This window comes from Variovorax sp. YR266 (genome assembly GCF_900107295.1).
Classification (GTDB): Bacteria; Pseudomonadota; Gammaproteobacteria; order Burkholderiales; family Burkholderiaceae_C; genus Variovorax.
This window is the reverse complement of sequence record NZ_FNPM01000005.1, coordinates 140584-153474: the sequence shown is the minus strand read 5'-3', so window position 1 is coordinate 153474 and position 12891 is coordinate 140584. Positions and strand designations below refer to the sequence as shown.

The 12891-nt window shown below is 64.2% G+C and carries 9 protein-coding genes and 4 tRNA genes; 10 read left to right on the top strand and 3 right to left on the bottom strand.

What is annotated here, in order from left to right:
- Positions 1 to 48 precede the first annotated feature (48 nt).
- Positions 49 to 135: transfer RNA gene (locus tag BLW48_RS15095), tRNA-Leu, on the top strand.
- Between the two features lie 78 nt (positions 136 to 213).
- On the opposite strand, the gene BLW48_RS15090 is transcribed toward BLW48_RS15095, so the two are convergent.
- Complete coding sequence (locus BLW48_RS15090) at positions 214 to 1224, bottom strand: tetratricopeptide repeat protein (RefSeq protein WP_093175865.1); 1011 nt, start codon at positions 1222 to 1224, stop codon at positions 214 to 216.
- 245 nt (positions 1225 to 1469) lie between these two features.
- Between BLW48_RS15090 and tig the strand changes: the two genes are divergently transcribed.
- The 9 genes from tig to BLW48_RS15045 all read left to right on the top strand — a co-directional run bounded on the left by tig (position 1470) and on the right by BLW48_RS15045 (position 9809).
- Positions 1470 to 2786: a trigger factor gene (tig, locus tag BLW48_RS15085; RefSeq protein WP_093175862.1), complete on the top strand. Its 1317-nt coding sequence runs from the start codon at positions 1470 to 1472 to the stop codon at positions 2784 to 2786.
- 115 nt (positions 2787 to 2901) lie between these two features.
- The gene (clpP, locus tag BLW48_RS15080; protein ID WP_093056454.1) at positions 2902 to 3510 is read left to right on the top strand and encodes an ATP-dependent Clp endopeptidase proteolytic subunit ClpP; all 609 of its coding nucleotides are present in this window, start codon (positions 2902 to 2904) and stop codon (positions 3508 to 3510) included.
- Between the two features lie 110 nt (positions 3511 to 3620).
- A complete protein-coding gene (gene clpX, locus BLW48_RS15075) occupies positions 3621 to 4886 on the top strand; it encodes an ATP-dependent Clp protease ATP-binding subunit ClpX (protein ID WP_007829783.1) in 1266 nt (421 codons plus the stop codon).
- A gap of 23 nt (positions 4887 to 4909) precedes the next feature.
- Entirely contained in the window at positions 4910 to 7351 is a 2442-nt protein-coding gene (lon, locus tag BLW48_RS15070) for an endopeptidase La (RefSeq protein ID WP_093056455.1), read from the top strand.
- Between the two features lie 61 nt (positions 7352 to 7412).
- A tRNA-Gly gene (locus BLW48_RS15065) sits at positions 7413 to 7488 on the top strand.
- Between the two features lie 63 nt (positions 7489 to 7551).
- A tRNA-Cys gene (locus BLW48_RS15060) sits at positions 7552 to 7625 on the top strand.
- A gap of 100 nt (positions 7626 to 7725) precedes the next feature.
- Positions 7726 to 7817 (top strand) — tRNA-Leu (locus BLW48_RS15055).
- Positions 7818 to 7837: 20 nt separating this feature from the next.
- Positions 7838 to 8479: a DUF6806 family protein gene (locus tag BLW48_RS15050; RefSeq protein WP_093056456.1), complete on the top strand. Its 642-nt coding sequence runs from the start codon at positions 7838 to 7840 to the stop codon at positions 8477 to 8479.
- Positions 8480 to 8507: 28 nt separating this feature from the next.
- On the top strand, positions 8508 to 9809 hold the full coding sequence (locus tag BLW48_RS15045) for an MFS transporter (protein WP_093175858.1): 1302 nt from the start codon (positions 8508 to 8510) through the stop codon (positions 9807 to 9809).
- 7 nt (positions 9810 to 9816) lie between these two features.
- Here the strand turns inward: BLW48_RS15045 and BLW48_RS15040 are convergent, their stop codons facing one another.
- Both BLW48_RS15040 and BLW48_RS15035 read right to left on the bottom strand, forming a co-directional pair.
- Positions 9817 to 12012: an Ig-like domain-containing domain gene (locus BLW48_RS15040; protein WP_093175855.1), complete on the bottom strand. Its 2196-nt coding sequence runs from the start codon at positions 12010 to 12012 to the stop codon at positions 9817 to 9819.
- Positions 12013 to 12101: 89 nt separating this feature from the next.
- Positions 12102 to 12881, bottom strand: coding sequence for a PA3715 family protein (locus tag BLW48_RS15035; protein ID WP_093175852.1), 780 nt, complete (start codon positions 12879 to 12881; stop codon positions 12102 to 12104).
- Positions 12882 to 12891 lie beyond the last annotated feature (10 nt).

The window sequence follows — 12891 nt, the reverse complement described above, 5'->3', positions numbered from 1 at the left end:
GGTGCAAAGGGACCGTCCGCTTTTGCATTCACCTGAAAGATTGGCACTGCGCGGGTGGCGAAATTGGTAGACGCACCAGGTTTAGGTCCTGACGTTCGCAAGAACGTGCCGGTTCGAGTCCGGCCCCGCGCACCAGCCCTGCTATGTAGCCCGTCTATCGAGCAGTGAAAAAGCCCCGTTTCGCAAGGAACGGGGCTTTTTCTTTTCTGCCTTCTACCAATCGCTGCTGCTACCGCTGTCGCTGCTTCCGCTGTCACTGCTGCTGTCGGAACTGCTGCTGCTGCTCGAGTCGTCCCACGAGCTCGTGTCCTTGATGCCGAAGTCGTTGTCCACGAAGCTGCGGTCGGGTTGCTGCTCGGGCTCCGGGTCGGACGAGGGCCAGAGGCTGCGGCCCATGCTGGCGTTGCCGTGGCTGTCGCGGTGGTTGTTGAAGATGTTGATCGTGCTGCCCCGGTTGTCGTCGGAGCGGTCGTTCAGCAGGTGGCGCAGCACTTCGCCCGCGACCACCGCGCCGACACCTGCCACGGCCCCGGCCGCCAGCGCACCGCCGATGCCTGGGCCCTGGCTGGTTGCGGGGGGCGAGGCGGAATAGTCCCTGTCCTGGTCCGCGCTGCCATAGCCCATGGACGAGTCGCTGGTGGGCCTGGAGAACCGTGGCGCGCCAGCGGCGGCAGGCACGTCGAACGTGGTGGCGCGCCTGCGCTGCTGGAAGACGAGGTAGGCGACGATGAACAGGGCCACGATGCCGATCGGTGTCCAGGGGATTGGTCCAGACGACGACGCGGTGTCCGTCTTCTCGGGGGAAAGGGCGGTTGCGGCGACCGGGCTGGGCACGGGCGGCGGTGGCTCGGCCTTGATCTCGGCCGGCTTCTCGAGCTTGCGTTCAAGCTTTGCGACCGATTCGGCCTTCGCGAACTTGAGGCCCGGCGAAAGCTCCTTGGCCTGGGACAGTTCGTCCCTGGCGTCGTCGAGCTTGCCGTTCATCGCGAGGAGTTCGGCGTGAACGTAGTGGGCCTTCGCGCTGTTGGGATGGTTCTTCAGCACCTTCGCGATCATCGCGTCGGCTTCCGCCATCCTGCCGCCGTTCGCCGCTTCGTAGATCTGCTGGATGGTCGGCTCTTTCGTCGCTGGCGCGCCCGCTGTCTTGGCCAGCGCGGGCGAAGGCATGCCGAATGCGAGGATCAGGGTGAAGGCGAGGGCGGCGAACAGTCGCTGTAGGGGCATGGGCATTCCTGTGGGCAATGGCGAATCGCAGCCACTGTAAAGGCGATGGAGGCGAAATCTCCGCGTGCGGACCCCCGGCCTGGCCAAAAGGGGTGTCTCCAGCCGATTAGAATCGCGGGTTGCCCAGTTTTGCGCGCGGCACGCGTGTGCCTCCGCTTAAATCCCGCTAGCGCGTGTAAGTCCTTGATCTGTATTGATAAAAAGATGCAGGCCCCGCGCACCAGCCCCCTCACAAGGAAGACATCATGACCGTGAACGTTGAAACTCTCGAGAAGCTCGAACGCAAGATCACGCTGACCCTGCCGGTCGGCACCATCCAGTCCGAAGTCGATTCGCGCCTCAAGAAGCTCGCGCGCACCGTCAAGATGGACGGCTTCCGTCCCGGCAAGGTGCCGATGAACGTCGTGGCCCAGCGCTATGGCTACTCGGTGCACTACGAAGTCATGAACGACAAGGTCGGCGAGGCCTTCTCGCAAGCCGCCAACGAAGCCAAGCTGCGCGTTGCCGGCCAGCCCCGCATCACTGAAAAAGAAGACGCACCCGAAGGCGAACTGGCCTTCGACGCGGTCTTCGAAGTGTTCCCCGAAGTCAAGATCAACGACCTGTCCGGCGCCGAAGTCGAGAAGCTCTCGGCCGAAGTGGGCGACGACGCGATCGACAAGACGCTCGACATCCTGCGCAAGCAACGCCGCACCTTCGCCCAGCGCGCGCAAGACGCTGTTGCGCAAGACGACGACCGCGTGACCGTCGACTTCGAAGGCAAGATCGACGGCGAGCCCTTCCAGGGCGGCAAGGCCGAAGACTTCCAGTTCGTCGTCGGCGAAGGCCAGATGCTGAAGGAATTCGAAGACGCCGTGCGCGGCATGAAGGCTGGCGACAGCCGCACCTTCCCGCTGTCGTTCCCGGCCGACTACCACGGCAAGGACGTGGCCGGCAAGCAAGCCGACTTCATGGTCACCCTGAAGAGGATCGAAGCCTCGCACCTGCCCGAAGTCAACGAGCAGCTCGCCAAGTCGCTCGGCATCGCCGAAGCCACGGTCGAAGGCCTGCGCGCCGACATCAAGCGCAACCTCGAGCGCGAAGTGAAGTTCCGCCTGCTGGCCCGCAACAAGAACGCCGTGATGGACGCCCTGGTGGCCAATGCCGAGCTCGACCTGCCGAACGCCAGCGTGCAGTCGGAAGTCAACCGCATGGTCGAAGGCGCCCGCGCCGAGCTCAAGCAGCGCGGCATCAAGGACGCCGACAAGGCCCCGATCCCCGACGAAGTGTTCCGCCCGCAAGCCGAGCGCCGCGTGCGCCTGGGCCTCGTGGTGGCCGAGCTGGTGCGTGCCAACAACCTGCAGGCCAAGCCCGAGCAGATCAAGGCCCACATCGACGAGCTGGCCGCCAGCTACGAAAAGCCGGCCGACGTGGTGCGCTGGTACTTCAGCGACAACAACCGCCTGGCCGAAGTCGAAGCCGTTGTCATCGAGAACAACGTGACCGATTTCGTCCTGGGCAAGGCAAAGGTCAACGAAAAGTCGGTGTCGTTCGACGAACTGATGGCGCAACAGCAAGGCTGATTTCCGCCGCCGCCCGCTACGCCAATGGGGCTTGTGCTTTACGGCACGAGCCCCATTTCACTCAGGCGTACAGTTCAGAACAGCGAACGATTTCATCTTCCCGGAGAGCTAATTCATGATCGCAAACGAAATTCAAGGCCTCGGCATGGTTCCGATGGTCATCGAGCAGTCGGGCCGCGGCGAGCGGTCTTATGACATCTATTCGCGTCTCCTCAAGGAACGCATCATTTTCCTGGTGGGCGAGGTCAACGACCAGACGGCCAATCTCGTGGTGGCCCAGCTGCTGTTCCTCGAGAGCGAAAACCCGGACAAGGACATCTCGTTCTACATCAACTCCCCGGGCGGCAGCGTGAGCGCCGGCATGGCGATCTACGACACCATGCAGTTCATCAAGCCTGACGTGTCGACCATGTGCCTCGGTTTTGCGGCCAGCATGGGCGCCTTCCTGCTGGCGGCCGGTGAGAAGGGAAAGCGTTTCTCGCTGCCCAACTCGAAGATCATGATCCACCAGGTGCTGGGCGGCGCACGCGGCCAGGCGACCGACATCGAGATCCATGCGCGCGACATCCTGCGCACCAAGGACCAGATGAATCGCATCCTGGCCGAGCGCACCGGCCAGCCGCTGGAAAAGGTCAAAGCCGACACCGAGCGCGACTATTTCCTCACGGCTGACGAGGCCAAGGAATACGGTCTGGTGGACCAGGTCGTCGCCAAGCGCGGTTAAAGCTGCGGGGCGCCGGTGGCGCCAAATGGCAAAAAACGGCGTTTTCCACACGGGAAACGCCGTTTTTGTTTAGTTATCATTGTGCATACCCTGTCACGAGGCAAAAGTCCATGGCCGATAAAAAAGGCTCTTCCAGCGAAAAAACGCTTTATTGCTCGTTCTGCGGCAAGAGCCAGCACGAGGTCAAGAAGCTGATCGCGGGCCCTTCGGTCTTCATCTGCGACGAGTGCATCGACCTTTGCAACGAGATCATCCGCGACGAGCTCCCCGCGGGCGAAGAAGCGCGTGAAGCACGCAGCGATCTGCCGACTCCGCTGGAGATCAAGACCAATCTCGACAACTACGTGATCGGCCAGGAGCCGGCCAAGCGCATGCTGTCGGTGGCGGTCTACAACCACTACAAGCGCCTGCGCCACAAGGAAAAGGCCAAGGGCGACGACGTCGAGCTCAGCAAGAGCAACATCCTGCTGATCGGCCCCACGGGCTCGGGCAAGACGCTGCTGGCTCAAACGCTCGCGCGCATGCTCGACGTGCCTTTCGTGATGGCCGACGCCACCACGCTGACCGAAGCCGGTTACGTGGGCGAGGACGTCGAGAACATCATCCAGAAGCTGCTGCAGAGCTGCAACTACGAAGTCGAACGCGCCCAGCGCGGCATCGTCTACATCGACGAAATCGACAAGATCTCGCGCAAGTCCGACAACCCCTCGATCACCCGTGACGTGTCGGGCGAGGGCGTGCAGCAGGCCTTGCTGAAGCTCATCGAAGGCACGATGGCCAGCGTGCCGCCGCAAGGCGGGCGCAAGCACCCGAATCAAGACTTCCTGCAGATCGATACGACCAACATCCTGTTCATCTGCGGCGGCGCGTTCGCGGGCCTCGAGAAGGTCATCGAAAACCGTACCGAGGCCTCGGGCATTGGCTTCGGCGCCGCGGTCAAGAGCAAGGCCCAACGTAGCATCACCGAGGTGTTCCGCGAAGTCGAACCCGAAGACCTGATCAAGTTCGGCCTGATCCCCGAACTCGTGGGCCGCATGCCCGTGGTCGCATCGCTCGCGGAACTCAGCGAGGATGCGCTGGTCCAGATCCTGACCGAGCCCAAGAATGCCGTGGTGAAGCAGTTCACCAAGCTGCTGCAGATGGAAGGCGTGGACCTCGAGATTCGCCCTGCGGCGCTCAAGGCGATCGCTCGCAAGGCCCTGGCTCGCAAGACCGGTGCACGCGGTTTGCGCTCGATCCTTGAACAGTCGCTGATCGACACCATGTTCGAATTGCCGAACGCGACCAATGTCGACAAGGTGGTGGTCGAGGAATCGACCATCGACGAAAACAAGCCCCCGCTGCTCGTGTACCGCGAAGCGGCGAAAAAGGCCTAAAGCCAAAGACGCGAAGGATCTGCATGTCTGGCCATACCCCTCTGCCTCCCGAAGCCCTCGACCTGCCGCTGCTGCCGCTGCGCGACGTCGTGGTGTTTCCCCACATGGTGATCCCGCTCTTCGTGGGTCGCCCCAAGAGCATCAAGGCGCTCGAGCTGGCCATGGAGGCGGAGCGCCGCATCATGCTGGTGGCCCAGAAGGCCGCTGCCAAGGACGAGCCCTCGGTCGAGGACATGTTCGAGGTCGGCTGCGTCTCGACCATCCTGCAGATGCTCAAGCTGCCCGACGGCACGGTGAAGGTGCTGGTCGAAGGCCAGCAGCGCGCACGCGTGAACCGCATCGATGACGGCGAGACGCACTTCTCGGCCAACGTGACGCCCGTCGAGGCGCCCGAGGGCGGCGAGAAGGGTACCGAGGTCGAGGCGCTGCGCCGCGCGGTGATGCAGCAGTTCGACCAGTACGTCAAGCTGAACAAGAAGATTCCGCCCGAGATCCTGACTTCGATCTCGAGCATCGACGATCCGGGCCGCCTTGCGGACACCATCGCAGCGCACCTGCCGCTCAAGCTCGACAACAAGCAGGCCGTGCTCGACCTCGACGACGTCAAGGCGCGCCTGGAGAACCTGTTCGGGCAACTCGAGCGCGAAGTCGACATCCTCAACGTCGACAAGAAGATCCGTGGCCGCGTGAAGCGCCAGATGGAAAAGAACCAGCGCGACTTCTACCTCAACGAGCAGGTCAAGGCCATCCAGAAGGAGCTCGGCGAAGGCGAAGAGGGCGCGGACATCGAGGAGATCGAGAAGAAGATCAAGCTCGCGAAGATGTCGAAGGAAGGCCTGAAGAAGGCCGAGGGCGAGCTCAAGAAGCTCAAACTGATGTCGCCCATGTCGGCCGAAGCCACGGTGGTGCGCAACTACATCGACGTGCTCATCGGCCTGCCGTGGAGCAAGAAGACCAAGATCAAGCACGATCTGGCCAATGCCGAGGCCGTGCTCAATGCCGACCACTACGGCCTCGAGAAGGTCAAGGACCGCATCCTCGAATATCTCGCGGTGCAGCAACGCGTCGACAAGGTCAAGGCGCCGATCCTGTGCCTCGTGGGACCTCCGGGCGTGGGCAAGACTTCGCTGGGGCAGTCGATCGCCAAGGCGACCGGCCGCAAGTACACGCGCATGGCGCTGGGTGGCATGCGCGACGAAGCCGAAATTCGCGGCCACCGTCGCACCTATATCGGCGCACTGCCGGGCAAGGTGCTGCAGGGCCTGAGCAAGATCGGCACGCGCAATCCGCTGTTCCTGCTCGACGAAATCGACAAGCTGGGCACGGACTTCCGCGGCGACCCTTCGAGCGCGCTGCTCGAAGTGCTCGACCCCGAGCAGAACCACACCTTCGGCGACCACTACGTGGAAGTCGACTTCGACCTGAGCGACGTGATGTTCGTCGCCACATCGAACTCGATGAACATTCCGCCGGCGCTGCTGGACCGCATGGAAGTCATCCGCCTCTCGGGCTACACCGAGGACGAGAAGACGCACATCGCGATCAAGTACCTGCTGCCGAAGCAGTTGAAGAACAACGGCGTCAAGGAAGAAGAACTCCTTGTCACCGAAGAGGCCGTGCGTGACATCGTGCGCTACTACACGCGTGAAGCGGGTGTGCGTTCGCTCGAGCGCGAACTGTCCAAGATCTGCCGTAAGGTGGTGAAGGGCCTGTTGCTCAAGCAGTTCACGCCCAAGGTCACGGTCGACGGCACGAATCTCAACGAGTTCCTTGGCGTGCGCAAGTACAGCTTCGGCCTCGCAGAGAAGCAGAACCAGGTCGGCCAGGTGGTTGGCCTCGCATGGACTGAAGTCGGCGGTGACCTGCTGACGATCGAAGCCGTGACCATGCCCGGCAAGGGCGTGATCAGCCGCACCGGTTCGCTGGGCGACGTGATGAAGGAATCGGTCGAGGCCGCGCGCACGGTGGTGCGCAGCCGTTCGCGCCGTCTGGGCATCAAGGACGAGGCGTTCGAGAAGCGCGACATCCACATCCACGTGCCTGATGGCGCTACGCCGAAGGACGGCCCGAGCGCGGGCGCGGCGATGACGACGGCCTTCGTGTCGGCGCTCACGGGCATCCCCGTGCGCAGCGACGTCGCGATGACCGGCGAGATCACGCTGCGCGGCGAGGTGACGGCCATCGGCGGCCTGAAGGAAAAGCTGCTGGCCGCGCTGCGCGGCGGCATCAAGACCGTGCTGATTCCGGAAGAGAACGCCAAGGACCTGCAGGAGATTCCCGAGAACGTGAAGAACGGCCTCGAGATCGTGCCTGTGAAGTGGATCGACAAGGTGCTCGAGATCGCTCTCGAGAAAATGCCCGAACCGCTGTCCGACGAAGAAGTGGCTGCATCCGCGGCTGCAGTGGCAGAACTGGCCAAGCAGCGCGCAGGGGCGCCAGCTTCGGAAGGTTCGGTCAAGCACTGACCGGTTGATCGCAAAACTTGTGGAGCCTCGAAAAACTGGTATATAATTCGAGGCTCGAAACGCGGGAATAGCTCAGTTGGTAGAGCGCAACCTTGCCAAGGTTGAGGTCGAGAGTTCGAGACTCTTTTCCCGCTCCAGTTTTGAAAAAGGGAAGCAACAGCTTCCCTTTTTTTCGCTAGTTCGATTTCGTATTTCTGCGTGGCGCGATAGCAAAGCGGTTATGCAACGGATTGCAAATCCGTCTAGCCCGGTTCGACTCCGGGTCGCGCCTCCACTCTCTCGGTTCAACCAGATTCGACCCCGACTACCAAGCCCCGCCAACCCACGTTGCCGGGGCTTGTTTTGTTTGGGTTATCGTCGATGTTCAACCTGACGCCCGGATGGTGAAATTGGTAGACACATCGGACTTAAAATCCGCCGCTTCCTTAATCGGGGCATACGGGTTCGACCCCCGTTCCGGGTACCAAACTTACAAGGGAGCATTCGATGCCTCGCTACAACGCTCCATTTGAGATCCATGTGCACGGCGACGTGCCGCTGCGTTCGGACGTCACCTTCGACCAGATCCAGGAAGCGCTCAAGCCGCTCTGGAAGTACGCTGGTGCCAAGTCGCTGGCCGACGGTGCCACGAGCACCTACGAAGAAGAACCCGGCATCCGCTTCGAGCAGAAGGACCACACGCTGCAGATGTGCTGGACCGTGCCCGGCGACGAAGATTTCCGCCAGGCACTCGACGAGATGTGCATGGGCCTGAACGAGCTCTCCGAACGCGGTGCGGCCATCGAGGTCACCTTCTACGACACCGACTTCGACGAGGAAGAGGGCGACCCCGAAGAAGAATCGCGCGACGACTTCCTGATGCTGTTCGTCGGCCCGAACCCGGCCGCGATCATGCAGGTGCAACGCGACCTGCTGGTGGAAGACGTCGTCAACCTCATGGAACGCCACTTCGACGGCGCCGAACTGGGTGGCGTGGTCTCCGAGATCGACCGCCTCTTCAGCGATCGTTTCGACGCGCTGGTGAACTCGCTCGAAATCGGCAAGCGCCCGCGCGGCACCGGTGGCCCGGGCAGTGGCGGCAGCGGTGGTGGCCATGGCGGCGGTCGCCGTCCGCGTCACCTGCACTAAGCAACCCCACGCCCCGGTCCAAGGCCGCATGGCCCTGTTTCCCGCCTCCGCGCTGCGCCCGGGCGTTCGCAAGCGCGAGGTGTTCGGCTGGGCGATGTACGACTTCGCCAACTCGGGCTACACCACGGTCGTCATAACAGCCGTGTTCGCTGCCTACTTCGTGGGTGGTATTGCCAAGGGCGCGCCGTGGGCCGCCTTCGCGTGGACAGCGGCGCTCAGTACCTCCTACGCAATCGTGATGCTCACGATGCCCGCCATCGGCGCCTGGGCCGACTTGCGCGCGGCCAAGAAGCGGGTACTCGTCTTCGCGACCATTGGCTGCGTCTTCGCGACAGCGGCGCTTGCCATCACGCCGGGTTTTTCGGGTGCATCCGGTGTCGCGCTGGCGATGGCGCTGGTGATCGTCTCCAACGCCTTCTATTCCTACGGCGAGTCCCTCACGGGCGCCTTCCTGCCCGAACTGGCCACGGCCGAGGGAATGGGCAAGGTCAGCGGGTGGGGCTGGGCCTTCGGCTACGTCGGCGGCATGCTGGCGCTGGGCATCTGCCTGGCCTATGTGTTGTGGTCGCAATCGAAGGGCTTGCCGGCGGCGCATTTCGTGCCGGTGACGATGCTGATCACGGCAGTCATCTACGGTGGGGCCGCCTGCGTCACTTTCGTGTTGCTGCCCGAGCGCGCAAAGCCCCAGGCGGCCCGCGCGGAGCAGGGCGGTGCATGGCGGCAACTCCGCGCCACATATCGGCAGGCCCGGGCCTATCGCGACTTCATGTGGCTGCTGGCCTGCACGGTCTGCTACCAGGGCGGCGTGGCCGTGGCCATCACGCTTGCGGCGATCTACGCGGAGCAGGTGATCGGCTTCGTCGCGAGCGAAACCATGGTGCTGATCTTCGTGCTCAACATCGCGGCTGCGCTGGGCGCTTTCAGTTTCGGCTACATCCAGGACCGCATCGGCCACAAGGTCTCGCTGGCCTGCACGCTGGTCGCGTGGATCGCGGTCTGTGTGATCGCCGCGCTGGTGACGACCAAGGGCGGCTTCTGGTGGGCCGCCGCCATCGCAGGGCTCTCGATGGGATCGAGTCAATCGGCCGGTCGCGCCATGACGGGCTATCTGGCGCCGCCGCAACAGCTCGCAGAGTTCTTCGGGCTCTGGACTTTCGCGACACGGCTGGCGAGCATCGTCGGTCCGCTGAGCTTCGGCGCCATCACGTGGATGACCGGCGGCAACCAGCGCATCGCGATCTTGTCGACTGCGGTGCTGTTCGCGGCGGGGCTTTTGCTGCTGCTGCCAATCAACATGCAGCGCGGCCGGCAAGCCGCGCTGCGCGCCTAGCCAACAATCAGGGCAGCTTGTCGCCGAACAGGCTGTCGTTGGTCAGCGGATAGCCGACTTCCGGTGCGTAGCGCTTGATCCAGTTCGCCGGGTCCTTCACGCGGGCAGCAAAGGCTGCCAGGTCCGAGCGGTCGAGCGAGCCGTTGTAGATCGCGTTGGTCTGGTTGGCGGGCAGCACCGTGAAGCTGATGCTTGTGCCGGCCGTCGTGACCGCGTCGGGGATGGTGCCCGCAGCACCGCCCAGCGTGATGGTCGCGAGGTGGTTGCCGACAGCGGTGATCTGTCCCGCCTGGCCGTCGCCCAGTCCGGCGATGGTGCCGCCCGCGATCGCGTAGATGGTTTCCGATTTGCCGATGCCGCCCGGCGACCCGAGCGTGAAGCCCTTGTCCGCAATCGGATTGCCGGTGACGTCGGTCTGGATGGTCACGATCGTGCCAGCCGGCAGGTTCTGGTCCGCAGTCCAGAAGAATGCTGTTTCGTTGGTGATGCCGGTGAATTCGGTCGTGCCCGCCTTGCGGTCGCGGTCGGTGAACAGCACTTGCGTGCCACCATTCACGGCCTTCAGCAGTACGAAGGCATAAGCGTCGGGCGCTTCGGCATTGGCTGCCATGAAGAGCAGGTCGCCGGCCACCAGCGGTGTGGCGCCGGCAGTGGTCGTGAAGCTCAGCTTCGTCGCATCGGAAATACCCGCGAAGGCGTTGCCAGCCGCGTCGGTGATGGCATTGGCATCCACCGTGATGTAGTAGCCGGTGCTGAGCTCGAGCGGGGCCGTCGGCACCAGCTTCAGCACGTTGAAGGCCACCTGCAGGCGCGCGGCGGGGCTGTTGGTGTGGAAGGTCTCGATCACGCTGCCGTCGGCCTTGTGCAGCACGATGCTGCCCGAGCCCAGGCGCACGGCCTCGTTGAACGACAGCGTGATCGACGTGTCGAGGTTGACGCCCACGCGGCCGGCCGCCGGCATTGACTTCTGCAGCTTCGGCGCGGCGGTGTCGACCCACGGCTTGCCGAGGCGCACGACGAAGCCGTCGAATTTCTGGTCGGCGGCGGGCAGGTCTTTCGAGGCCGTCTTGCCGTCCCACTTGGTGTCGCCGTTGTCGAGCAGCAGTTGCACCTGCGTGCCGGCCGTCACGGGGCCAGGCACTTCGACGGTGGATTCGAAGCTGCCGCCGGTTTCCTTGCGCAGCGCATCGAGGTCGTTCGACAGTTCCACCGGCGCGCTGTTCGGGTTGCCGTCCCATGCGAACTGGGCGAAGTTGCGGTCCACCTCGGGCACGGCGGCGCCAGCCGGGCCAGCGACGATCAGGTACTTGCCGTCGGTGCCCTTGTCGATGGAGCGGATGCCGCGGCCGCCCAGCTCCAGCTCGATGGGGGCGCCGAAGGTGGCTTGCGTAGTGGTGCCCGCCATCAGCGCGGCGTAGTTCTGCAGCGGCACGATCAATGCCTTGGCGCGTACTTGAGTGCCCGTCTGCGGAGCGCGAAAGCCGAGCCACAGGGCGGTGTCGCCCGGTGCGCTGGTCATGCCCTCGATGGAGAAGCCGTCGACGCGCTCGGGCACGATGCCGGCCGCGGCGGACACGGCAAAACCGAAGCGGTTGGCGCCGAGCCCATGGAGGTTGCCCGTGTCCCAGGCGATCAGCTGCGCTTCGAGCAGCGAGAACTGGCCGACATAGTCGAAGGCGGTGGCGGCGCCCGTGCCGCTGACCTTGACTGCGAAGAGGTGCGAGCGGTCGGCGGCTGCGTCGGCGCCGTCCTTCTTGTTGCTGTTGGAGCCGGTGAAGTACAGCGTGTCTCCGATGCGCGTGCCGGCCTCCAGGTCGAGCTCCTTGGCCAGCTTCGGGCCTTCGAGCTCGTAGCTCCATTCCTTCACCGCGGCACCGCCGCCGCGCGGGTAGACGCGCAGCACGTTGGCCTCATCGTCCGCCACGATCATGAAGTTGTCGGGCAGCGCGATGGCGGTCGATGCGTCGGACGATCCCTTGGTGGTGCCCGCATTGGGCGTGAACCGTGCCTTCGACACGAGCTGGTCGGGCTCCGGCTGTGCGGCGGGCGGCTGGGCCGGTGGCGGCGCAGTGCTGGTGGGCGGAATGAATCCGCTGAAACCGCCTGAATTGTTACCACCGCCGCAGGCGCCCAGCAGCAACGCGAGTGCGCTGGCGAGCAACAGGGGCTTGAAGGGGATGCGGGTCTGGGAGAGTGAAGTCATTGTGCGCGGTAGTTCTTTTGGCTAAACCGCGCATCCTGTTACCTTAGTGTGACGGCTCGGTGAAAAACCGGCCGTGAGTCAGGCGCCCGTCAGGGCGTCTGTTGTCGCAGCGACTTCGGCACCTTGAAGCGCTCGCCGTCATAGCGCAGCGTGACCGTGTCGAACTTCGCGGGCAGTGCCTTTTCCACGCAGCCCTGGTCTTCCTGCTCCTGCGCACGGCTCTGCAGCAGCGTGCGCGACAGTTGCAGATCGGCAAAGCCGTTGCTGCTGCCCTTGCCGACCGACAGCATGGTGCGCAGCTTCTCGAAGTGGCCGGTGCAAGTGGAGTCCCACCCGCCGTGGTCGTGGTCGAGCTCGATCTCCTGCAGCACTTGGCGCAACTGCTTGCCATGGTGCACGTAGAGCCGCACGGTTTCGCTGGCCAGGGGGCTGCCGGGCGCGTTGCTGCCCCGGTAGCGCACGCGCAGGCCGAAGGCGCGGGCCTCGGGCGACAGCACGTAGCGCGAGGTGTCGATGCGGATGTCCTGGATCGACGTGGTGGCGTCTTCGTCGAGTGCCTCGGGCTGCACGAGCCGGCCGATGACGGTGTCGCGATCGGTGTTGCCGTTGTCGGGGCGCTGGATCAGCAGGATTTCCAGGTCGAAGACCTTGGCGCCCCGGTCGGTGGTTTCGCGCGGCATCGGCAGCACGACGATGCTGCGTCCGGGAAAGGCCGGCCAGACCTTGCAGGCCGCGAGCCGCTCGTCGAGCGGGCGGTTGGGATGCAGCTTGGCATGCATGCGCTCGGCCAGTCCACTCTCGCAGGCCGCGTGGCTCAGGCCGGCGGCCGAGAGGCACAGGAGGAGGGCGGCGTGGCGCAGGAGACGCATGACTCGGACC